The following is a 20,959-nucleotide window of genomic DNA, read 5'->3' as shown; positions in this document are numbered from 1 at the left end:
GGGTCCCTTTTGCGCGCCGATTGGGGGTACCGATTGGACGCCGATTGACAATGATGACCGCGCCGTCGACGATCAGGCCGAAATCGAGCGCGCCCAGGCTCATCAGGTTGGCCGAGACTCCACCGCGCAGCATGCCGAAGCTGGTCAGCAGCATGGTGATCGGGATCACCAGCGCCGCGATCAGCGCCGCGCGGAAATTGCCGAGCAGCACGAACAGGACGACGATGACCAGCAGCGCGCCTTCGGCAAGGTTCTTCGCCACCGTCTTGATCGTGGACTCAACCAGCGCCGTGCGGTCCAGCACCGGCTGGACCACCACATCGGTCGGCAGCGAGGCGTTGATCTCCTCCAGCCGTCCGGCGACGGCGGTCGCCACCGTCCGGCTGTTCTCGCCGATCCGCATGATCGCCGTGCCGACGACCACCTCCTGCCCATTCTCCGAGGCCGAGCCATAGCGGATCGCTTGCCCCAGGCGCACCTGCGCCACCTGGTCCAGCCGGATCGGCACGCCCGCACGCGTGGCGATGACGGTGCTTGCCAACTCGCCCAGATTGCGGATGCGCGCGTCCGAGCGGACGGCCAGCCCTTCGCCGCCGCGATCCACGACCCCGGCGCCGATGCCGGCATTGTTCTCCTCCAGCGCGCGGGCCAGATCGGACAGGTTCATGCCGAGCGCGGCGAGGCGCTGCACGTCGGGCACGACCTGGAACTGCTTCACATAGCCGCCGATCGCATCGACCCCGGCGAGGCCCGGCGTATTCCTGAGCAGCGGGGCGACGATCCAGTCCTGCGCGGTGCGCAGATAGGTCGCCTGGTCGGCTTCGGTGACGAGCCGGTCGCCTTCGGGCGTGATGTAGCTGCCGTCCGGCTGGATGCCCGGCTCGCCGGGCTTATGCGTGTCTTCCGGCCGATGCTGGAAGTGAACGGTCCACATATAGACTTCGCCCAGGCCCGTGGCGATCGGCCCCATTGTCGGGACCACCCCCTCGGGCAGGCTCTCCTCGGCGACCCGCAACCGCTCGGCGACCTGCTGGCGCGCGAAATAGATGTCGGTGGAGTCGCTGAACACCGCCGTCACCTGGGCAAAGCCGTTGCGACTCAGCGAGCGCGTGTATTCGAGGCCGGGAACCCCGGCGAGCGCGTTTTCGATCGGAAAGGCGACCTGCTTCTCGACCAGTTCGGGCGAGAGCGCCGGCGCGGTGACGTTCACCTGCACCTGGTTGTTGGTGATGTCGGGAACGGCGTCGATCGGCAGCCGGGACAGCGCCCAGCCGCCAACCCCCATGGCGATCAGCGTAAGCAGCAGGACGAGCCAGCGCCGCTCGACGGAGAATGTGACGATGCGGTCGATCATGATCAGTGCCCGTGCTCCGCTTCGCCCTTGCCGAGCTCGGCCTTCAGGGTGAAGCTGTTGGCACCGGCGAGCTGTTCGTCGCCGGTGAGGCCCGAAGCCACGACGATATTGTCGCCGCTCGGCGCGCCGAGCGTGACCGGGTTGGCCCTGAAGCCATGCGCGGTGCGCACGAACACCGTCGAGCGGCCTTCGACGGTCTGCACCGCGCTTTGCGGGACCAGCACCGCGCCGGTGCCGCTGTCGGCCAGCCGGATCGAGGCGGTCACCGGCTCGCCGACACGCCATTGGCCCGAGCGGTTGTCGATGACCGCGATCACCGTGGCGAGCCGCGTCGCCTCGTCGAGAATCGGCGAGACGAAGCTCACCCGCGCCGCCGACCTGCGGTCCCCGGCGACGATCTCGATCGCCGATCCGGGTCGCACCTTGCCGGCATCGGCCGGAGAGAGGGCGAGGGTTACCGCTACATGCGAGAGGTCGGCGACCCTGAACAGCTCGGCGTCGGCCGCGACCGTCTGCCCCAGAGTCACGCTGCGCGCGATCACCTGGCCGGGCAGTGGCGAGGCGATGCCGACGCGGTTGAGCGCGCCCACGCGGCCGCCGGCAGCGGCGGCCTGCTGCTGCGCGAGGCGCAGCGCGATCCGCGCTTCGGCCGCCGCCGTGCGCGCGGCGATCAGGTCCTGCTCGGGCGAGACCTGCTGGTCGAACAGCCGCTGCTCCCTGCGCAGGTTCGATTCGGCGAGTTCCAGCCGCGCTCGAGCCGCCTCGATCCCGGCGTTAAGCGAGGCCGCCTCGCGGCTTTCGATCACCGCCAGCGTTTGCCCGCGCCCGATCGATTGGCCGAGATTGCGGGTGAGGGCAACGACGCGCCCGCCGATCGCGGCCGACACCACCTGCATGCGCTGCGGATCGCCTTCGATCGTCGCCGGCAGCGTCAGCGCCCCGCCGCCGCCGCGCATCGCGCGGACCAGTTCGATGCCCGCGGCGCGTATCTGCTGCGGCGTCAGCGCGATCTCGCCTGATTCGCCATGGCCTTGCTCCTCGGCTTCGGCCGTATTCTGGTCCTTGGGTACGGACTCACCGCCCGAGCAGCCCGCGACCAACAATGCGGCCAGCATGAGCGGCAGGGCCGCCCCAAAACGGTTCTTCATGGTCTGTCCCCCTGAATGGCGGGCGCGCGTGCGGTCAGCCGCTCGAGCTGCGCCTGGGCGATGTGGTAGGCGAGTAGCGCGTCGATCGCGGCGGCGCGGGTCTCGGCAAGCGTGCGCTCGGCATCGAGCAGGTCGAGCTGGCCGAACTTGCCTTCCCGGTAGCCGATGCGGGCGATCCGCGCCGCTTCCTCGGCGGCCGCCAACGCGGGACCGCTGGCGGCCGTGGCGCTGGTGGCGCCGTTGGCGGCATCGGCCTGCGCGCGGGCGATGGCCTGCTCGACCTCCAGCGCGGTGACCCGGCGCTGCGCTTCGGCCCGCTTCCGCTCGGCCGCCGCTTGCGACAGCGCCGCGCCGCCATTGTCGAACAGCGGCAGCGGGATCGACAGGCTGAAGACCGCCGCCATGTCCCCCGTCGCCTCGAACCGGCGGGCACCGGCACCGACCGTCAGGTCGGGCACCCGCTGCGAACGGGCAAGCCGGACCCCGGCGGTGGCGATGGCTAGGTCGGCCTCGGTCGCGGCCAACGCCAGGGTGCCGCCGCTCTCGATCGGACGGAGCGGGCCGGCAGCGGCCACGGTCACCTGCGCGAACCAGCCGGCATCAAGCTCGCCCGTGACCGGCTGTCCGACGATCCGCGACAGGCTGTAGCGCGCGATCTCGACCGCGCGCGCCTCGCGCGCCAGTGCCGCCTCGGCATTGATCCGGGCGACATCCGCGCGCCGGACCTCGACGGGCGAGGCGCGGCCCGCCTGGACGCGGACCTGCGCGGCACGCAGCGCGTCGGCGGCGATCCGCACCTGGTCGCGCGCGGTTACCAGCCGCCGCTCCGCAGCGGCGGCCTCGGCATAGGCGCGAATGACCGCAAGTCGAAGATCGGCTTGCGCGATCACCGCCTGAATAGCGGCGCGGCCGGTGTGCGCATCGGCGGCCGCGATCCGGGCGGCACGCTTGCCGCCAAGTTCGACCGGCAACGTCAGCGAGGTGGTCGCCTCCAGGCTGTCGATCCCGCTATAGAGGCCGGAGCCGGTGACGTTCTCGGCTTCCACAGTGATGCTCGGGTTGGGGCGCAGCCCCGCGACGCGGCGTCCGGCTTCCGCCGCCTGAATGTCCGCCGAGGCGGCTTCAAGCGACGGGGACGCTGCGCCCGCCAGTTCGAGCGCTCGGCCGAGGGTGAATGATGGGTTGGCTTCCGCCGACGGTGGCTCTTGAGCCTGCGCGACGCTCGCGCAAGCCATCGCGGCCAACAGAGCCGCGGGCAATCGGTGCATGATAGAAGACTCCTGACGATTCCAGAAAGCCCCGGTGAAGGGGTCAGGTCGGAATCGTCAGGCCTTGGGAGGGCGGAGCGCCGGGTCCATGCCCGACGAAACGAGACCCCTGGCGTTGCCGATGGGAGGCAGCGACGCACTCAGCGACAAGTTCGCGCTGAGATCGTCGTCTACCGGTGCCGCAACCTGATGATGCCCGTGGCATCCGCCATGCTGATGTGGTGTGGCTTTGTTATCGTCCGAGGGAGCTCGATCGCTACCGCCGCCATCGCGGGCGAGGTCAGGCACGACGTCCGCGTCAACGCAGACAACGACTGACTCCGCGGCATGCGCGATGGCACCCGCCGTCAATGACAGCGCGACAAAGCACATCAAGATCGCGGCCAGGGTGCGGACCATTTACAACTCCTGGCACGGAAGTGCCGCTTTGAACATCTTGGGGCAGACTGCACCACCAGGTCGTTGGGCATGGCCTCCCCGGAGGTCGATATCAAGCGCTGATCTGCCCGGTTCTGGGTGGTTCGATCGACCAATATTTTGAACCACGCAGGAGGAATGGAATTGGCTAGGAAGCGTAAGCCAAGGTTGGGGTCGAGGGCCTGAATCCCTTCGCCGCTACAGATTCTTGTTGAAATCGACAAACTTGGAAGATCGCCCTTCGGCCTCTCATCCAAATGTCAAATCAGTTGCGCCATTCGCACGCGCCGGCGTAATCTCTCTTAACCTTCCAGAAACCGCTGAATGCGAGCATTGCACCTATGTCCATCTCTGCGATCATGGAACAACCGGCAGTGCCTGGCGACAAGCGCAAGGACGTCCGCTGGCGTATTCGTCTGGAACTGCCGGGCTCGCTCGACCAGGGGACAAATGTCGTCATACACGACCTGTCCACGGCGGGCATGCTGATCGAGACGGAGGCACGGCTGGATATTGGGCAGGTTGTCACCGTGTCCTTACCCGAAGCAGATAACAGGGCGGCGCGTGTCGTATGGCGTGACGGCGCGCTTTTCGGCTGCCGTTTCGAAGAGCCGCTGCCACAGGCGGCTGTCAGCGCCACGAAGCTGCGGAGCGCTGTTGCCGCGCCGCCGGTGGAAAAGGAGGAGGCATTGGCCGACCGGCTTCTCCGCCTGCGCCGGGCATCCGGGCTGAGCCGGGCAGCGCTGTCGGAGCGGACCGGCTTCAGCAAGCCGAGCATCTGGGCCTGGGAAACGGGGAAGACGGTTCCACGCCGTTCAAACCTGCTGGTTTTGGCGGATATCTTCGGCCTGACCGAGCAACAGCTTTCGCGCGGTGAAGGCACCGTCATGGCTACCGCCGCGCCAAGGCAGGAGCCTGAACAGCGTTCCAACACGCTGCATGATGCGATCGATCAAGCCCGAAGCCGGATAGCGGCCATCGCGGGCGTCGAGCCGTCGATGGTGCACATCTCCATCGACTTTTGATCATCTCTGCCAGTGGCGAAGGCCCTGGAACTTCGGGCAGTGGCTCAGTGTAAGGAGGCTGGCGGCGGCTTCCCTCAGCGGTTTGACCAGTGGAGGGGCGGCCGTTACGGCCACCCCTGCGTCCATCATTCCGCTGCCGGAAGGTAGATTTCCCCGCCCTTGCTTTTGAACGCCTCGCTCATTTCGGCCATGCCTTTTTCCGCGTCCTCTACGGCCAGGAACTGATCGCTCGGCTGGTTCTGCTTGGCGGCGAAGTCCCTCACTTCCTGCGTGATCTTCATCGAGCAGAATTTGGGGCCGCACATGGAGCAGAAATGCGCGGTCTTCGCGCCTTCGGCAGGTAGCGTCTGGTCGTGATATTGTTCCGCCGTATCGGGGTCGAGCGACAGGTTGAACTGGTCGCGCCAGCGGAATTCGAAGCGCGCGCGGCTGAGCGCATCGTCGCGGACCTTGGCGGCGGGGTGGCCCTTGGCAAGGTCGGCGGCGTGAGCGGCTAGCTTGTAGGTGACGACGCCCACCTTCACGTCATCGCGGTCCGGCAGGCCCAGATGCTCCTTGGGCGTGACGTAACAGAGCATCGCCGTGCCGTACCAGCCGATCATCGCCGCGCCGATGCCGCTGGTGATATGGTCATAGCCCGGCGCGATATCGGTGGTGAGCGGCCCGAGCGTGTAGAAGGGCGCCTCGCCGCAGGCTTCAAGCTGCTTGTCCATATTCTGCTTGATCTTGTGCATGGGCACATGGCCCGGCCCTTCGATCATCACCTGCACATCCTGTTCCCAGGCGCGCTTCGTGAGCTCGCCCAGCGTGTATAGTTCGGCGAACTGTGCCTCATCATTGGCGTCGGCGATCGAACCGGGACGCAGGCCGTCGCCCAGCGAATAGGCGATGTCATAGGCCTTCATGATCTCGGTGATCTCGTCGAAATGCTCGTAGAGGAAGCTTTCCTTGTGATGAGCGAGGCACCATTTCGCCATGATCGACCCGCCGCGCGAGACGATGCCAGTGACGCGCTTCGCCGTCATCGGGATATAGGGCAGGCGAACGCCCGCATGGATGGTGAAATAGTCGACCCCCTGTTCCGCCTGTTCGATGAGGGTGTCGCGGAAAATCTCCCAGGTCAGTTCCTCGGCAATGCCGCCGACCTTCTCCAGCGCCTGATAGATGGGCACGGTGCCGATCGGGACCGGCGAGTTGCGCATGATCCATTCGCGGGTGTCGTGGATGTTGCGGCCGGTGCTGAGGTCCATCACCGTGTCCGCGCCCCAGCGGATCGACCAGACCAGCTTGTCGACTTCGCTCGCAACGTCGGAGGCCACGGCGCTGTTGCCGATATTGGCGTTGATCTTTACCAGAAAATTGCGGCCGATCGCCATCGGCTCGCTTTCAGGATGATTGATGTTGGACGGGATGATCGCCCGGCCGCGCGCGACCTCGTCACGGACGAATTCGGGCGTCACATAGTCGGGGATCGACGCGCCCCAATCCTGGCCGTCGCGCACATATTCGGCGAGGCGGGCGCGGCCCAGATTCTCGCGCTCCGCCACATATTCCATTTCCGGCGTGATGATGCCCCGGCGGGCATAGTGCATCTGCGACACATTCATGCCGGGCTTGGCGCGCAGCGGGCGCTTCACGACATTGGGGAAGGGCTGGACACCGCCTGAACGATCCGGCCCCTTTAGGCCGTTATCCTCCGGCCTGATCGCGCGGGCGTCATATTCCTCGACATCGCCGCGGCCGATGATCCAGTCGCGGCGCAGCGCGGGCAGACCCGCCATGATGTCGATGCGCGCATCAGGATCGGTATAGGGGCCGGACGTGTCATAGACGCGCACCGGCGGCTCGCCGCTGCCCGGTTCCAAGTCGATCTCACGCATGGCGACCTTGAGCGGGCCGACATGAATCTTGCGACTGCCCCGGATGGGGCCGGTCGTCACGCGCATTTCGGTGCGGGCAGGAATATCGGCCATGTTGGTTCCTTTCAGGCGATGACGGTGGCGCGGCCGGTAAGGCCAGCGAGGAAGAGGAGGATGCCCAGCACGATAGAAACGGCCGCCCAGGCGCGGGTGAAGTTCAACGACCAGCGGCCGATCCTGATGAGCGGCGCGGGTACGGCGAGCAGCAGCGCGCCTTCGATGAGCGCGATGTAGCCGATCAGGCTGACGATCACGGCCAGCGGGTCGGTCCAGATGCTGTGGATCAGGACAAGGGCGGCGCCGACCGCGAAGACGGGAAAGCCGAGCGCGATGACGAGGCCGGGCGAGCGCTCCAGATCGTCCATCATCGCCCGCCAGCGCGCGGGCGCGACCAGACCGCCAATGCCTACGACCATCATGTATAGCCCGATGGCTTCGGCCAGGCGCAGGGTCAGAACGGAAATCGTGTCCATGGCAGTCCGTCCTCCTCTTCGTCGCGGGGCGGAAGAAGGGCGCGGATTGCTCGTGACAAACCGTCCCTCCCTACGCCGGTTTTAGCCGGATCAGGTTCAGCGGGTCGCGGCCACGTCAGCCGCCTCTCAACCGCCTGTGAGCGGTCCCCCGGGGATATGTCCCGAATAGCCCATGGCGCGCGTGAGGGAAAGCCCCTGCGCGACACATACCTGCGATAGGAGCGCTGGACAGCGGCCATGCATTTACGCAGTGATGAAAGCCATGAAGCATCCCGATCTCACCACACGGCAGGGGCGCAAGGCGTGGCGGCACGACATGCGGATGATCGCGGTCAGGCCGCGCCGCTACGGACTGTGGCTGCTGACCGCCGGATTCCTGCTGCTGCTGACGCCATCCGCGCTCGACGTGCACAGCCTGTTCGGGCTGTGGCCGCCGATGCTGGGGGCGCTCTGCATGCTTGCGGGAGCGCCCTTGCTGGCGGCGAGCGTCCTGCTGCGGCGGCGCTATGTGCGGCAGCGCCTTGCCAGCCCCGCCCTGATCGACAGGATCAAAGCCGAATGATTTTGAAGAGGATGATGACGATGGTTTCCGCCACCCTGCTCGCTGCCGCTGGTGCGCCCGTTCCCGCCCCGGCCGACGATCCCTATGTCTGGCTGGAGGATTGGACCGGCCCGCGCGCGATGCAGTGGGTGGAGGCGGAAAACAAGGCGACCGTCGCGACGTTGCAGGGGGATCGCCGCTACAAGGCCTTTTACGAACAGGCGCTTTCCATTGCGTCGGCCAAGGACCGGATCGCCATGCCGATGATGATCGGCGGCCGCATCTTCAATTTCTGGCGCGATGCCGATCACCCACAGGGCATCTGGCGCGTCACCAGCGAAGAAGATTATACGTCGGCGCAGCCCCGCTGGCAGACCGTGCTCGATCTCGACGCGCTGTCGAAGGCGGAAGGCCGGAAGTGGGTGTGGAAGGGCGCGAGCATCCTCGATCCGCAAGAACGGCTGGCGCTCATCCATCTGTCGGACGGCGGTGAGGACGCCGTGTCCCTGCGCGAATTCGACCTGGAAGCGGGACGATTCGTGGAGGGCGGCTTCAACGTGCCGGTGTCGAAGCAGAATGTGGACTGGCGTGATCAGGACACGCTGCTGCTGGCGCGCGACTGGGGCGAAGGCACGATGACCGCGTCGGGTTATCCCTTCGTCGTTAAGGCGCTGAAGCGGGGCGCGCCTTTGAGCGAGGCGGTCGAGGTGTATCGCGGTTCCCCGGCGGATCAGTTGGGCGTCTATCCCATGGTCCTGTCCGATGGCGACGGGAACCGCGCCGCCTTCCTGGTCCGGGGCGTGACCTTCTTCGGCAACGAGACCTATCTGCTGACGCCTGAGGGCGCGAAGAAGCTGCCCTTGCCCGCCAGGAGCAGCCTGCAAGGATTGATGCAGGGCCAATTGCTGATCCAGACCAGCGAGCCATGGGTGAGCGGCGGCGTGACCGTGCCCGCGGGCACGCTGGCCAGCGTGCCGCTCGGCGACCTGAAGGCGGGAGGAGTGCTGACGCCGCGCATCCTGTTCGCGCCCAACGCCCGCCAGTCGATAGACGGCGTGGCGGCGACGCGAAGCCGTGTGGTCGTGACCATCAATGACAATGTGCGCGGCCGGGTGCTGACCTTCGCCTCCGGCGCGGACGGCTGGACGTCTGAGCCGGTGAAGCTGCCGGACAATGCGACGATCAGCACCGTGGCGGCCACGCACCGGAACGATCGTGTGTATCTGAGCGTCGCGGGCTTCCTTGCGCCAACGACCCTGTGGGCGATGAACGCGGCGGATCCCGCCCCGGCGCAGGTCAAGGCCATGCCCGCCCGCTTCGATGCTTCGGGGCTGGTGGTCGAACAATATGAGGCGGTTTCGAGTGATGGGACGAAGGTCCCCTACTTCATCATCCACCGCAAGGACATGAAGCGCGACGGATCGACACCGGCGATCATGACCGCCTATGGCGGCTTCGAAATCTCCCTGACGCCAAGCTACGCCGCCATCATGGGCAAGCTGTGGCTGGAGCGGGGCAACAGCTTCATCGTCGCCAATATCCGCGGCGGCGGGGAGTTCGGACCGGCCTGGCATGAGGCGGGGCGCAAGACGAAGCGGCAGATCATCTATGATGACTTCGCCGCCGTGGCGCGCGACATTTTCGCGCGCGGCCTGTCCTCTCCATCAAAATTCGGCATTTATGGCGGATCGAATGGCGGACTGCTGATGGGCGTGCAGTTCAACCAGCATCCCAACCTCTGGAAAGCGGTCGCCATCCAGGTGCCGCTGCTCGACATGGTGCGTTATGAGCAGATCGCGGCAGGCGCTTCCTGGGTCGATGAATATGGCAGCGTCACGGTGCCGGAGGAAAAGGCGTTTCTGGAAAGGATTTCGCCCTACCGGAACATCCGCAAGGGCGTGACATATCCCACGCCCTATATCTGGACCACGACCAAGGACGACCGGGTCGGTCCCCAGCATGCGCGCAAGTTCGCCGCCCGGCTCAAGGAATTCGGCCTGCCCTATCTCTTCTACGAGGACATGGCGGGCGGCCATTCCGGCGACGCCGACATAGAGCAGAGCGCGCGATTGCAGGCGATGCAGATGGTCTATTTCGCGCGGGAACTGGAAGGCGAGTAGCACAACGGTCCGGCACCCGCGCCTTCGCGCGCGTACGTGCGGGGAGGGAACAGGCGCGCCAGCGCTTGCGTCAGTCCCCTGCCCGATCGAACAACAGCTTCATGCCCGTGCGCGGCCGGATGGTGAGGCGGCTGATCGGCTCGGGCTTGAAGCCCTGCGGCACGGACAGGCGGTAGCGGCGCACCACGCTGGCGATCACCGTCATCACCTCCTGCTGGGCAAAGCCCGCCCCGACGCACACGCGCGGCCCCCGGCCGAAAGGGAACCAGGCCTGCTTCACCATCTCCGCATTGGCGGGATCGTCGAAGCGTCCGGGATCGAAGCTGTGCGGGCAGCCCCAATTATCCTTGTTGCGCTGGGTCAGCCACGGCGCGACAACCAGCATCGCGCCCTCCTCCAGCTGCTTGTCGCGCATCGGCATCGGGCAAGGCACTTCGCGGGGGAAGAAGGCGACTGGCGGATAGAGGCGCAGCGTTTCACGGAAGATGTTGCGGATGACGGCCATATCCTTGAGCATCGCGGCCGCGAGCGGCGCGCCGTCCGCCACCCTCTCCACCTCGGCGCGGGCGGCATCCTGAACATGGGCGCATTCGGCCAGCATATAGAGCGCCCAGGTCATGGTGCTCGCCGATGTTTCGTGGCCCGCCAGGAACACGGTCGAAACCTGGTCCATCACCTGTTGCAGGGTGAAGGGTTCGCCCGTTTCCGGATGCTTTGCCTGGATCAGCGATTGCAGGATGTCCTTGTGCGGCGATTCGCCCCGCTGGTGGAAGCCGTGATAGCGCGCCTCGACGATCGGCCTGAACACGTCATGGATGGCCTTGGCGGGTTTCAACGACCGCCGTTCGAACCAGCGCGCTGGAAAGCCGTAGAGCCGCAGCATCGACGCGCTGTGCGCGAACCGCTGAAACCGGCCGAAGGCGTTGTGGATGATGTTGGACCGCTGCTCGTCCAGCGCCTGCGAAAAGAGGGTGCGGAAGATGATGTCGGCCGCGACATGGGTCATCATCGGGTCGATATCGACCGGCTTGCTCCGGTCAGCGGCATCGATGCGGGCGAGCAGGTCGTCCGCCGCCGCGACCATGAGCGGCATGGACCGGTGCAGCGCCGTATGGGCGAAGGCCGGGTTCACCATCGCGCGCTGGCTTTCCCAATCCTCGCCATTGGCGGAAAAGACCGAATTGCCGATCAGCGGCGACAGGTTGCGGACCAGCTCGCGATGCTTGGGAAAGGCCGTGCCGCCGCGCAGGATCCTGTCCACCAGCGGCAGTTCGTTGGCAATGTACATGGTCTGGCCGGGCAGGCGGATTTCGCCCAGCTTCATCGTGTAGCTTTTTTCGAACAGCACATGAATCCAGCTGTGCCAGCCGCGCAGGAAGCGCTTAACGAGGCCGCGGCGGGTGCGCGGCGGCTGCGGATAGGGAGGCGTGAAATGATCGGTCACGGAATGGCCCTGAATGCGGCTATGGCTTCATCGATCGTGCGGCGGCCAGCGGTCAGGCTGACATAATCGACCGGCGACAGGCGGTCGCCCACCCGCAGATAATCGAAATGCGCCTCATATTTGTTCGACCAGCCACTATGGTAATTTTGCGGATCGTAGAAGAGGTGGAAGCGCGGTGAGAGCAGATCGACGCGCGCCGCGCATTGATCTGAGACAAGATGGACCGGATGGACATCATAATAGGCCGCGCCGTCCGGCGGCGCGGACAGGTCGATCAGGCGGAAATGCTTGTCATCCAGCGCCTTCAGATCGGCATGATACCAGCGGGCGTCCTTGCGCAGCGCGACGACGGGGACGACCTGCCCCAGGGTGAGCACGGTGAAATTCGCGGGGAGCGGCCTGTTTCCGCGCAGTTCCAGGATCCGCCGAAGGACGCTCATGGCATAGATGGTGCCGTTGCTGTGCGAAACGAAGATCACCTCGTCATAGGGGCCGTCCATCTCCTCCACGATACGCGCGGCGAACTGGTCGAGGCGAGCCTCCATCTCCGCGCCCGGCCCGCGCGCGGCGACGCTGTGGTTGTAATACATGAAGCGCAGCAGCCAGGGCACGATCAGCTTGTTGAGCAAACGGCCGGACAGCAGCGCGCTGATGCCGATGCCGATCAGCGCCGCCGCCCAGAAGGGCAACAGCAGCGACAGCAATAATGCCGGAACGAGCGCCAGAGCCAGCGGGATCAGCACCGCCAGAAGCGGCGGGTAGAGAATGGTGATGACAGGACCGGGCCGCAGCCTGCGCATGCGCCGGAACTGCATGTGCCGGGCATGAGCGCTATAGGTCGCGATGGAGCGCCAGGCGAGCAGCAGCGGATTGCGAATCCACACCTTGCCGACCAGATCCTCCCAGCGCAGAAACTCATATTCGGTTTCCACTCCGGCGCTCTGGTTGGACACGGTCCAGATCGCGGACGAAGCGGGACCGGAACGGCGCGCGCTCACCTCCACCCGTTCGCCGGACAGCCGGGCATAGCGCTCCGCCTGTTCGCGATACATCTGATGGTAGAAACGCACCCCGCGCGGATCGAAACCGCCAAGGTAGAAGACTTTACGCTTGAACTTCTGCACGGCCCTGTTCCACATCGGGCCATGACGACACCCGAACGCGACTACTGCTATTTCATAGATCACCGCAAATACAACCGAAACATCGGCTGCCGGAAGCATGACAATGCCTATGGCATCAATGGCGGCGGCAGCGAGCGGGACCGGTGGCGGGCGGATTTCGCCTTTTACCGGCACATGCGCGCCAATGGCGACCCGATGGCCCTGCCCTCGCTGCTCGCCTGCCTCGTTTTCGGCTGGTTCTGCTGGAACTATCATCCCGGCAAAGGCCTGTGGCGGGGACAGCTCTTGCGCCGCTTTGTGAAAGCGCCGAAGTGAGCGGCATGACACAGCAGCGCCATATTTCCGTGGGGCCGGTGACGATCGGCAACGACCTTCCGTTCGTCCTGATTTCCGGCCCGTGCCAGATCGAAAGCCGCGATCACGCCCTGATGATGGCGGAAAAGCTGGCGGAGGCGGCCGGAAGCGCTGGCGTGCCCTTCATCTTCAAGGCCTCTTTCGACAAGGCGAACCGGACTTCGGTTGCGGGACAGCGCGGCGTTGGAATCGACGCGGGGCTGGCGATCCTGACGGAGGTGAAGGCGCGCCTTGGCTGCCCGGTGCTGACCGACGTGCATGAGGCAGGACAGGTCGAAGCAGCGGCGCAGGCCGTGGACATCCTTCAGATCCCGGCCTTCCTCTGCCGCCAGACCGACCTGCTGCTCGCCGCAGGCCGCACCGGAGCGGTCATCAATGTGAAGAAGGGCCAGTTCCTCGCGCCCTGGGACATGGCGGCGGTGGCGCAGAAGGTCGCCTCCACCGGCAATGAACGCATCCTGCTGACCGAACGCGGCGCCAGTTTCGGATATAATGCGCTGGTCAGCGACATGCGATCGTTGCCGGTGATGGCGCAGACCGGCTATCCGGTGGTGTTCGACGCCACCCATTCGGTGCAGCAGCCCGGCGGCCTGGGATCGGCTTCGGGCGGGCAGCGGGAATTTGCGCCGGTGCTGGCGCGCAGCGCGGTCGCGGCAGGGGTCGCGGCGATCTTCGCGGAGGCGCATGACGACCCGGACAATGCGCCATCGGATGGCCCAGTCATGCTGCCGCTGAAATGGGTCGGTCCGCTGCTGGAGAAGCTCAAGGCGATCGATGAGGCGGTGAAGGGATAAGTCACTGTGCTCCCGCGAAGGCGGGAGCACATATCCTTTACGGCCGCGTCTGGCCCGTGCCGCGCACCAGCCATTTATAGGTGGTGAGCCCCTCCAGCGCCACCGGCCCGCGCGCATGGAGGCGGCCGGTCGAGATGCCGATCTCCGCGCCAAGCCCGAATTCGCCGCCATCGGCGAACTGCGTCGAAGCGTTCCACATCACGATCGCGCTGTCGACCGCGTTCAGGAAACGCTCGGCCCTCTCCGCATCCTCGGTGATGATGGCGTCGGTATGATGGCTGGCGTGGGCGGCGATATGGGCCAGCGCCTCCTCCAGGCCATCGACCATGCGCACCGACACGATGGCGTCGAGATATTCTGTATTCCAATCCTCGTCCGAAGCTGCCGTGACCCGCGCATCCATCGCCTGCACCGCCGCGTCGCCGCGCACTTCGCATTTGGCGTCGAGCAGCGCCTGCACGATGGCCGGTGCGCCGCCGAATGCCTTGTCAATCAGCACCGTCTCGGTCGCGCCGCAAATGCCGGTGCGGCGCATCTTGGCGTTGACGATCAGCTTGACCGCTATGTCAGGATCGGCCGCGCCGTCGACATAGCTGTGGTTGATCCCGTCGAGATGCGCCAGCACGGGCACCCGCGCTTCTTCCTGCACCCGCGCCACCAGGCTCTTGCCGCCGCGCGGCACGATCAGGTCGACAAAGTCGGACGCCTTGAGCAACGCGCCCACAGCGGCGCGATCGGTGGTCGGCACCAGTTGCACCACATCGGCAGGCAGGCCCGCCGCGACGATTCCCTCGATCAAGGCCGCGTGTATCGCGCGATTGCTCTCCTTCGCCTCGCTGCCGCCGCGTAGGATCACCGCGTTCCCCGCGCGCAGGCAAAGCGCGGCGGCGTCAGCGGTCACATTGGGGCGGCTTTCATAGATGATGCCGATCACGCCCAGCGGCACGCGCACGCGGGAAAGCTCCATGCCATTGGGGCGGACCTGCGTATCGATGACGCTGCCGAGCGGATTGACGAGGCTCGCCACCTGATCCACGCCCGCCGCTGTCGCTTCGACCCGGCCCTGGTCCAGCCGCAGCCGGTCAAGCATCGCAGGCGAAAGGCCGTTGGCGGCGGCATTTTCCATGTCGCGCGCATTGGCGGCCAGAATCTGCGGCGCCTGATCCCGGAGCGCCTGCGCCGCACGGCGCAGCGCGTCGATCTTCTGCGCGTCGCTGGCAGTGACGAGGACAGCAGCGGCCGAACGCGCGCGCGCGCCCATGCCGCTGATCAGCATTTCGGGAGTCTGGGTCAGGTCGTTCATGATCTTTAATGCCTTTCGCCCGCGCCCTTAGCATGAAAGGGGCGCATAGCGAAACCGGCAGAAGAATGATCCGGCCCTTGGATCAGGCCGCCTGCGCCAGCCTTTCGGTCTTGCGCGCGCGGAAGGTGCGGCAGGGCGGGATGTTGCGCCATTCCACCTGTTCGGCGACCTCATCGAACTGCGCCGACAGGAGCTGCCGGACATAGGCGGAATACTGATAGACCAGAAACTCGCCGCCGGGACGCAACGCCGCCTGCGTTTCGGCGCAGATCGCATCGCCCACGCCATCGGGCAGTGTGGAAAAGGGAATGCCGGACAGGATATAATCCGCCTGCCGATGACCCGCCTCCGCAATGAAGCGGCGGACATCGGCGGCGGACCCGTGCACCACGCGCAGGCGCGGATCGGCGATGCGCGCCTCCAGCCAGGCGACGAAATCCAGGTTGAGGTCGATCGCGATCAGAGTCGCATCCGGGTGCATCCGCTCCAATATCGTGCGGGTGAAGGTGCCCACGCCCGGACCATATTCCACGAACAGGCGCGTACGCTGCCAATCCACGCCCGACAACATGCTGTCCACCAGCGTGGATGAGGATGGGATGATCGACCCGATCATGCCGGGATGCTTCACGAACTGGCGGAAGAACATGCTCCATTGGCTGAGAAACGTTGCCGGACGATCGCCGCCGCGGGCCGATATCCTGTCTTTATTCACCGGAGTGGAGGCCATCTATCCTCGCCTGTTTGCCTTGCTCGCCCGGCCTTGCAAATAACGGCATGGCTTGCAAGCCGCTTCGCTTGGAAACCGGACCAAAAGGCCCGGCTGCCGGGGTTGGGTAGCGAACGCGCGGGGGACGGATGAGTTCAATCCGCCCCCAGCGCGCCCTTGTTCAACCGTCCCGTTCGCGGGACCGGACCATGCCCGGCGCGACGAAGCCGATCGGATCCACCCGCATGGCGCTTTGTTTCAGCTGTGACTGGATCTGCTCATATTCATGCTCCATCTCGGCAGTGACGGAGGCGCGCGTTTCCTCCAGCGCCGCCAGGAAATGATCCTGCGTCACCTTGTCCACCGACAGCGACTGGCGCAGCGCGATCAGGCCCGCGCGGCGGACCAGATCCTCCAGATCGGCGCCGGTGAAGCGCTCCGTGCGCCTTGCAAGCAGGTCCAGATCCACGTCCCCGGCCAGTGGCATTTTCGCCGTATGGATCGACAATATATGCCGCCGCCCGCTTTCATCCGGCACCGGCACATAGATCAGTTCGTCGAAACGGCCGGGCCGCAGCAGGGCAGGATCGACCAGCGTCGGACGGTTGGTCGCGCCGATGACGACGACCGACTGGAGTTCTTCCAGCCCGTCCATCTCGGCCAGGATAGTGTTGACCACCCGCTCCGTCACCTGCGGTTCGCCCAGCCCGTTGCCGCGCGCGGGCACCAGGCTGTCAAGCTCATCGATGAAGATGACCGTGGGCGCGACCTGCCGCGCGCGGTTGAAAAGGCGCGCGATCTGCTGCTCGCTCTCCCCATACCATTTGGACAGCAGGTCGCTGGACTTGGTGGCGATGAAGTTCGCCTGCGCCTCGCGCGCGACCGCCTTGGCCAGCAGCGTCTTGCCGGTGCCGGGCGGGCCGTAGAGCAGGAAGCCCTTGGCCGGACGGATGCCGATGCGGCGGAAGGCGTCAGGGTCCTTGAGCGGCAGTTCCACCCCTTCCTTGAGGCGCATCTGCGCATCGTCCAGCCCGCCAATATCGGCCCAGCCGATGTTCGGGGCCTGCACCATGACTTCGCGCATGGCCGAAGGCTGGACGCGCTTGATCGCCGCCATGAAGTCGTCGCGCGAGACGGACAGCTCCTCCAGCACGTCAGGCGGGATGGTGCCCTCCTCCAGATTGAGGCGCGGCATGAAGCGGCGCACCGTCTCGATCGCCGCTTCTCGCGTCAGCGCCGCAAGGTCAGCGCCGACGAAACCGTAGGTCATCCGCGCCAGCTCGCCCAGATCGACCCCTTCGCCCAGCGGCATGCCGCGCGTGTGGATGCCCAAAATCTCGCGCCGCCCGCGTTCATCGGGAACGCCGACGATGATTTCGCGGTCGAAACGGCCGGGTCGCCGCAGGGCCTCGTCAATCGCTTCGGGCCGATTGGTGGCGGCGATGACGACGAGGTTGGTGCGCGGCTCCAGCCCGTCCATCAGCGTCAGCAGTTGCGCGACCAGCCGCTTTTCGGTCTCGCCGGTCACATTGCCGCGCTTGGGCGCGATCGAGTCGATTTCGTCGATGAACAGGATCGACGGCGCGGATTTGGCCGCTGCCTCGAAAACTTCGCGCAGTTGCTTTTCCGACTCGCCATAGGCCGAACCCATGATCTCCGGCCCGTTGATCAGGAAGAACTCGGCCTCCGATTCATTGGCGACGGCGCGGGCAAGGCGCGTCTTGCCCGTTCCCGGCGGGCCATGGAGCAGAACGCCCTTGGGCGGATCGACGCCCAGCCGTTCGAACAGTTCAGGATAGCGCAGCGGCAGCTCGACCATCTCGCGCAGTTGATCGATCGCCTCGGCCATGCCGCCGACATCATCATAGGTGACGTCGGCGCGGCGGGACTCACGCGGCTCCTCATATTCGGCGCGCAGTTCGATTTCGGTATCGGCGTCGATATGGACATAACCCTTGGGCAGGGTGGATACGACCACCAGCCGGATCTCCTGGAGCGCATAGGCGGGCGCCGCCAGCATCTGCCGCAGATGCGGGGGCATGTCGCTGGGCGGGACCTGCTGCTGACCCGCCGTCGCGACGACATCGCCCGCGGCAAGCGGCCGCTGGAAGAAGACCCGCTTCAAGCCATCGGGGTTGCCCTGAAGCCGCAGATTATTTTGTGCAGGCGCGAACACGACGCGCTGCGCGGGCCGGGGTTCGATCTTGCGGATCTGCACGAAGTCGCCCGACCCGACGCCCGCATTGGCGCGCTGGAGCCCGTCGAGGCGGAGCACGTCAAGCCCCTCATCCTCCTTGTACGGACGCACAACCCGCGCGGGGGTCGATCGCTTTCCGGCGATCTCGACGACATCGCCTTCCGCCAGATGCAGCTCCGCCATAGCAGCCACCGGTATCCGGGCGAGGCCGCGCCCCGCATCTTCCGGCCGGGCGTTGGCTACCTGAATCTTGCGTCCTGGACTTTCCTGTTCGGCCATTGCCATCCCCATTCTTGTCGCCGCGTAACGACATAGGTAACGCCGCGCCGCTTGGAAAGGCCCGCCCCGGACACGGCGAAGAACAAAAAAAAGGCTGACCTGAAGGCCAGCCCGGAAAGTTTTAAGGAGAGGATGCCTGAAAGGCCCGTCCCTTTTGTCTCTTGCTGAATCCTTTCGCAAGTGCGAAAAGAATGAAGCAGTTGCGTTTTTTGCATCTTGCCAACTGGCGCATTTTGCTGCTCATTGGGAGAGGATAAGGCAGACAGCGAAACGGTTCGTGAGAGAGGAAGCAATGATGCGACGCAGCGGACCGCGGAAATAGATCGATAAATATGCGCAGATTGCCGCCCCTTACAGCCCTTGAGGCCTTTGTTCAGGTTGCCCGCCTTGGCTCGGTCAAGGCGGCGGCGGAAGAACTTGCCCTGTCCACGCCTGCGCTCAGCCGCCGCGTCCAGGCGCTGGAACGATTTATCGGGCGGCCCCTGTTCGATCGCAAGCATCAGGCGCTGGAGATCAACGCAGACGGGCAGCGTCTGCTGGACGACATTGCGCCCGCGCTGGATTCGCTGAGCCAGGCGCTGGAAAATATCCAGAGCGGCGGCAACCAGTTGCGGCTGCGGCTCGCGGTCATGCCGCTGTTCGCCACGCAGCGCCTGTTCCCGCATCTGGGCGCCTTGCGGCAGCGTCACCCGCAATTGCACATCGACATCGAAACCACGCCCTATGCCGTGGCGCGGCTGGGCGAAGGACTGGATGCCGCCATCGTCCTGGCGAAGGATATCGACCCGGCGCTCTATGCGCATGAGCTCGACCATGACGAGGTGTATCTGATCGGGCGCAAGGCCCTGATGGAGCCGCCAAGCGCCATCAACACACCGGCGGACCTTGCCCAGCATACCATATTGCTCCACCGCGACATGGTGCTGGCGTTCGAGGCGTGGAAGGAAGCCGTCGGCCTGCCCGACCTGCAACCCCTGGCGATCGACAATTATGATTCCGGCCAGCTGATGCTCGAAGCGGCGGCGCAGGGCCTGGGCGTTGCCGTCATGCACGCCAGCCACTTCAACGAAGCCGGTGACTCGCGGCTGGTGCGCCTGTTCCCGGACACCCATGTGGAAAGCCCTTACCGCTATTATTTCGTGTGCCGTCCCCGCGCGCTCCAGACGCGTGCGGTGCGGATCTTCCGCGACTGGCTGGTCGGGGCCGACATCTAAAAGCGGCGGCTTTCAGCCACTTGGCGCTTTTTGCTTTTCGCCGCCTTAATCATGACGGCGCCGGTCCGTTATAGGTCGCATGACTGGGGCATCATCATCACACGCGGCAATCCCGCAGCACGGCCTGACCGATCGGCTGACCCGATGGGCGCGCGGCCTTTCCACCAAGGCCGAGGCCGATCAGGACGTGGGGGAGAGCGATCCCCAGCGGGCGCGGGCGGGCAGCATCGCGCACCGGGAAATCACCCGGCGGCGCAAGCTGTACGAGGATATTGGCGACTTCCTGTTCGCCCATGACCTCGACCTCACGCCGCTGAATTTCGGCGTCGCCCATGATTATCTGACCGGCTCTCACATCGGCGTTGAAAAGGCGGTGAAGGCCGTCCTCGCCGAGCGCGGCAAGATCACCAACGGCTGGGTCGAAACGGTGGCCGCGGAGCAGCGCACCGACGAGGTAACGGCGGACGCCCTGGCCTCCATGCTGTCGCAGGTGGAGGAGAATCTGTCCCAGTTCACCGGCCTGATGACCGAGTCGCGCAATTCGGCGAAGGATTATGGCGCCGCCTTGCAGGAAGAGGTGAAGGGCCTGTCCGCCGAGGGCAATAACGAACCCGTTCTCGCCCGGCTCGTGGCGCTGACCCGGTCGATGGTGGAAAAGACCCGCCAGGTGGAAATGCAGCTGCGCAACAACCAGAAGCAGAATCTCGCGCTCAAATCCAGCTTGGAGACCGCCCGTCGCGCGGCGGAGCATGACCATCTGACCGGCCTGCCCAACCGCCGCGCCTTCGAAACGGCGCTGCGGCAGGAACTGGAACTGGCCAGGGAACGGAACGAGCAGCTGTCGGTCGCCTTCTGCGACATCGACCATTTCAAGCAGATCAACGACCTTCACGGCCATGACACGGGCGATCGCGTCCTGAAATTCGTCGCTGGCCTGCTGTCGAAGATCAGCAACGACCGCTGTCATGTCGCGCGTCACGGCGGGGAGGAGTTCGTCATGCTGTTCCGGGGCAAGACGGCGGCGGAAGCGTGCGAGGCGGTCGACGGCGTACGCGCCGACCTGTCGACCCGCAGCCTCGTCAACCGTACCAATGGCGAACGCATGGAGCGGGTGAGCTTTTCCGCGGGCGTCGCCAATGTACTGTTCTACGACGATCCCCGCGCGGCGTTGAAAGCGGCCGACCGGGCGCTCTACCTCGCCAAGGAACATGGCCGCAACCGTGTCTATCTGGCGGCGGAGGCGGACTGATCCGCCGCGCCACCCATGCGCGGCGGG

General features: G+C 65.7%; 18 protein-coding genes and 1 riboswitch. Of the genes, 7 read left to right on the top strand and 11 right to left on the bottom strand.

All coding sequences use genetic code 11. From position 1 onward, the window contains the following. The 4 genes from ET21_RS0107910 to ET21_RS26500 all read right to left on the bottom strand — a co-directional run. A partial coding sequence (locus ET21_RS0107910) for an efflux RND transporter permease subunit (protein ID WP_193378965.1) occupies positions 1-1,354 on the bottom strand: 1,354 nt, incomplete at its 3' end. 2 nt (positions 1,355-1,356) lie between these two features. Then, positions 1,357-2,502, bottom strand: coding sequence for an efflux RND transporter periplasmic adaptor subunit (locus ET21_RS0107905; protein ID WP_030539236.1), 1,146 nt, complete (start codon positions 2,500-2,502; stop codon positions 1,357-1,359). Beyond that, positions 2,499-3,770, bottom strand: a complete 1,272-nt coding sequence (locus tag ET21_RS0107900) for a TolC family protein (RefSeq protein WP_030539235.1) — start codon at positions 3,768-3,770, stop codon at positions 2,499-2,501. The genes ET21_RS0107905 and ET21_RS0107900 overlap by 4 nt, the downstream gene beginning before the upstream one ends. Positions 3,771-3,827: 57 nt before the next feature. Further along, positions 3,828-4,169, bottom strand: coding sequence for a hypothetical protein (locus tag ET21_RS26500; protein WP_021237151.1), 342 nt, complete (start codon positions 4,167-4,169; stop codon positions 3,828-3,830). Between the two features lie 359 nt (positions 4,170-4,528). Between ET21_RS26500 and ET21_RS0107885 the strand changes: the two genes are divergently transcribed. Then, complete coding sequence (locus ET21_RS0107885; protein ID WP_030539233.1) at positions 4,529-5,212, top strand: helix-turn-helix domain-containing protein; 684 nt, start codon at positions 4,529-4,531, stop codon at positions 5,210-5,212. A 125-nt stretch (positions 5,213-5,337) separates the two neighbouring features. Here the strand turns inward: ET21_RS0107885 and thiC are convergent, their stop codons facing one another. Next, entirely contained in the window at positions 5,338-7,185 is a 1,848-nt protein-coding gene (gene thiC / locus ET21_RS0107875; protein ID WP_030539232.1) for a phosphomethylpyrimidine synthase ThiC, read from the bottom strand. A gap of 11 nt (positions 7,186-7,196) precedes the next feature. Beyond that, complete coding sequence (locus tag ET21_RS0107870; RefSeq protein ID WP_030539231.1) at positions 7,197-7,604, bottom strand: DUF2065 family protein; 408 nt, start codon at positions 7,602-7,604, stop codon at positions 7,197-7,199. Between the two features lie 50 nt (positions 7,605-7,654). Continuing rightward, positions 7,655-7,764, bottom strand: a riboswitch (TPP riboswitch). A 102-nt stretch (positions 7,765-7,866) separates the two neighbouring features. Here ET21_RS0107870 and ET21_RS0107865 point away from each other — a divergent pair. Then, positions 7,867-8,166 carry a hypothetical protein gene (locus ET21_RS0107865; protein WP_030539230.1) on the top strand — a complete coding sequence of 100 codons (300 nt, stop codon included), beginning with the start codon at positions 7,867-7,869 and terminating at the stop codon, positions 8,164-8,166. Positions 8,167-8,186: 20 nt separating this feature from the next. Continuing rightward, positions 8,187-10,265 carry a prolyl oligopeptidase family protein gene (locus tag ET21_RS0107860; protein WP_237751508.1) on the top strand — a complete coding sequence of 693 codons (2,079 nt, stop codon included), beginning with the start codon at positions 8,187-8,189 and terminating at the stop codon, positions 10,263-10,265. Positions 10,266-10,335: 70 nt separating this feature from the next. Here ET21_RS0107860 and ET21_RS0107855 read toward each other — a convergent pair whose 3' ends face one another. Next, entirely contained in the window at positions 10,336-11,709 is a 1,374-nt protein-coding gene (locus ET21_RS0107855) for a cytochrome P450 (RefSeq protein ID WP_030539228.1), read from the bottom strand. Beyond that, positions 11,706-12,833 carry a hypothetical protein gene (locus tag ET21_RS0107850; RefSeq protein WP_030539227.1) on the bottom strand — a complete coding sequence of 376 codons (1,128 nt, stop codon included), beginning with the start codon at positions 12,831-12,833 and terminating at the stop codon, positions 11,706-11,708. Before ET21_RS0107850 ends, ET21_RS0107855 begins: the two co-directional genes overlap by 4 nt. A gap of 21 nt (positions 12,834-12,854) precedes the next feature. Between ET21_RS0107850 and ET21_RS0107845 the strand changes: the two genes are divergently transcribed. Then, complete coding sequence (locus ET21_RS0107845) at positions 12,855-13,148, top strand: hypothetical protein (protein ID WP_021237159.1); 294 nt, start codon at positions 12,855-12,857, stop codon at positions 13,146-13,148. Positions 13,149-13,153: 5 nt separating this feature from the next. Continuing rightward, positions 13,154-13,981, top strand: coding sequence for a 3-deoxy-8-phosphooctulonate synthase (kdsA, locus tag ET21_RS0107840; RefSeq protein WP_030539226.1), 828 nt, complete (start codon positions 13,154-13,156; stop codon positions 13,979-13,981). A 37-nt stretch (positions 13,982-14,018) separates the two neighbouring features. Here kdsA and ET21_RS0107835 read toward each other — a convergent pair whose 3' ends face one another. The 3 genes from ET21_RS0107835 to ET21_RS0107825 all read right to left on the bottom strand — a co-directional run bounded on the left by ET21_RS0107835 (position 14,019) and on the right by ET21_RS0107825 (position 18,469). Further along, a complete protein-coding gene (locus ET21_RS0107835; protein ID WP_030539225.1) occupies positions 14,019-15,284 on the bottom strand; it encodes a glutamate-5-semialdehyde dehydrogenase in 1,266 nt (421 codons plus the stop codon). 82 nt (positions 15,285-15,366) lie between these two features. Beyond that, complete coding sequence (locus ET21_RS0107830) at positions 15,367-16,014, bottom strand: class I SAM-dependent methyltransferase (RefSeq protein WP_030539224.1); 648 nt, start codon at positions 16,012-16,014, stop codon at positions 15,367-15,369. A 160-nt stretch (positions 16,015-16,174) separates the two neighbouring features. Beyond that, positions 16,175-18,469, bottom strand: coding sequence for a CDC48 family AAA ATPase (locus ET21_RS0107825; RefSeq protein WP_030539223.1), 2,295 nt, complete (start codon positions 18,467-18,469; stop codon positions 16,175-16,177). A gap of 332 nt (positions 18,470-18,801) precedes the next feature. Here ET21_RS0107825 and ET21_RS0107820 point away from each other — a divergent pair, with 332 nt between their 5' ends. Both ET21_RS0107820 and ET21_RS0107815 read left to right on the top strand, forming a co-directional pair. Further along, positions 18,802-19,683: a LysR substrate-binding domain-containing protein gene (locus ET21_RS0107820; RefSeq protein ID WP_021237164.1), complete on the top strand. Its 882-nt coding sequence runs from the start codon at positions 18,802-18,804 to the stop codon at positions 19,681-19,683. A 79-nt stretch (positions 19,684-19,762) separates the two neighbouring features. Continuing rightward, positions 19,763-20,932, top strand: a complete 1,170-nt coding sequence (locus ET21_RS0107815; protein ID WP_030539222.1) for a diguanylate cyclase — start codon at positions 19,763-19,765, stop codon at positions 20,930-20,932. Positions 20,933-20,959: the final 27 nt, after the last annotated feature.

The sequence above is a fragment of the Sphingobium sp. DC-2 genome, from assembly GCF_000722555.1.
GTDB classification, from domain to species: Bacteria; Pseudomonadota; Alphaproteobacteria; order Sphingomonadales; family Sphingomonadaceae; genus Sphingobium; species Sphingobium quisquiliarum.
The sequence above is the reverse complement of the archived record's forward strand: the minus strand, read 5'-3'. Positions and strand labels throughout refer to the sequence as shown.

Coding starts and splice junctions, on each gene's coding strand:
- ET21_RS0107905 (WP_030539236.1), bottom strand. CDS start 2,502: ATGAAGAACCGTTTTGGGGCGGCCCTGCCGCTCATGCTGGCCGCATTG.
- ET21_RS0107900 (WP_030539235.1), bottom strand. CDS start 3,770: ATGCACCGATTGCCCGCGGCTCTGTTGGCCGCGATGGCTTGCGCGAGC.
- ET21_RS26500 (WP_021237151.1), bottom strand. CDS start 4,169: ATGGTCCGCACCCTGGCCGCGATCTTGATGTGCTTTGTCGCGCTGTCA.
- ET21_RS0107885 (WP_030539233.1), top strand. CDS start 4,529: ATGTCCATCTCTGCGATCATGGAACAACCGGCAGTGCCTGGCGACAAG.
- thiC (WP_030539232.1), bottom strand. CDS start 7,185: ATGGCCGATATTCCTGCCCGCACCGAAATGCGCGTGACGACCGGCCCC.
- ET21_RS0107870 (WP_030539231.1), bottom strand. CDS start 7,604: ATGGACACGATTTCCGTTCTGACCCTGCGCCTGGCCGAAGCCATCGGG.
- ET21_RS0107865 (WP_030539230.1), top strand. CDS start 7,867: ATGAAGCATCCCGATCTCACCACACGGCAGGGGCGCAAGGCGTGGCGG.
- ET21_RS0107860 (WP_237751508.1), top strand. CDS start 8,187: ATGGTTTCCGCCACCCTGCTCGCTGCCGCTGGTGCGCCCGTTCCCGCC.
- ET21_RS0107845 (WP_021237159.1), top strand. CDS start 12,855: ATGACGACACCCGAACGCGACTACTGCTATTTCATAGATCACCGCAAA.
- kdsA (WP_030539226.1), top strand. CDS start 13,154: ATGACACAGCAGCGCCATATTTCCGTGGGGCCGGTGACGATCGGCAAC.
- ET21_RS0107835 (WP_030539225.1), bottom strand. CDS start 15,284: ATGAACGACCTGACCCAGACTCCCGAAATGCTGATCAGCGGCATGGGC.
- ET21_RS0107830 (WP_030539224.1), bottom strand. CDS start 16,014: ATGGCCTCCACTCCGGTGAATAAAGACAGGATATCGGCCCGCGGCGGC.
- ET21_RS0107825 (WP_030539223.1), bottom strand. CDS start 18,469: ATGGCCGAACAGGAAAGTCCAGGACGCAAGATTCAGGTAGCCAACGCC.
- ET21_RS0107820 (WP_021237164.1), top strand. CDS start 18,802: ATGCGCAGATTGCCGCCCCTTACAGCCCTTGAGGCCTTTGTTCAGGTT.
- ET21_RS0107815 (WP_030539222.1), top strand. CDS start 19,763: ATGACTGGGGCATCATCATCACACGCGGCAATCCCGCAGCACGGCCTG.